The sequence below is a fragment of the Lutibacter sp. B1 genome, assembly GCF_012524075.1.
In the GTDB taxonomy this organism is placed as follows: domain Bacteria; phylum Bacteroidota; class Bacteroidia; order Flavobacteriales; family Flavobacteriaceae; genus Lutibacter.
The window spans coordinates 1-438 of the sequence record NZ_JAAZUI010000165.1 but is presented as its reverse complement, the minus strand read 5'-3'; the positions used below and the strand labels follow the sequence as shown (position 1 = coordinate 438).

Below are 438 nucleotides of genomic sequence, written 5' to 3'. Positions count from 1 at the left end.
CTTTATTGCCAATTATCTTCCAAGTTCCAATCAACAGTTTAGACTTGTCATTTTTCGTACAATTTGTTATGAAAATTAGAAGAATTAATATGATAGCAATTTTTTTCATCGTAATGTTTACCAACGGTTTAGGCTATGTTGTCGTTGTGGAAAAATCGGCAAGATTTTTCCGCCATAGCAATTGTGTTAGTAAATATACGAGGATTTTCTGAAAAAGAAAATCCGCCACAATGCAATATAGCCATTGTTAGCCACTGGCTTTATTTTAATAATCTTGAACTAAAACTTCAGTTGGTATATGTAGATTAGTGTTAAGTTTTCTTATCATATTCAAAGTCAGTTTTCTTTTTTTATTTAGTATTTCACTTACTCTACTTTTAAAGCCAACAACTTCTGCTAAATCTTTTTGATTCATTCCCATTTGTTCCATTCGGAATT

1 protein-coding gene is annotated in these 438 nt (G+C 30.4%); it reads right to left on the bottom strand.

Annotated elements, in window-relative coordinates; all coding sequences use genetic code 11:
* Positions 1-265: 265 nt before the first annotated feature.
* On the bottom strand, positions 266-438 hold a 173-nt coding region (locus HGB55_RS15360; RefSeq protein ID WP_168817834.1), incomplete at its 5' end, for a type II toxin-antitoxin system HigA family antitoxin.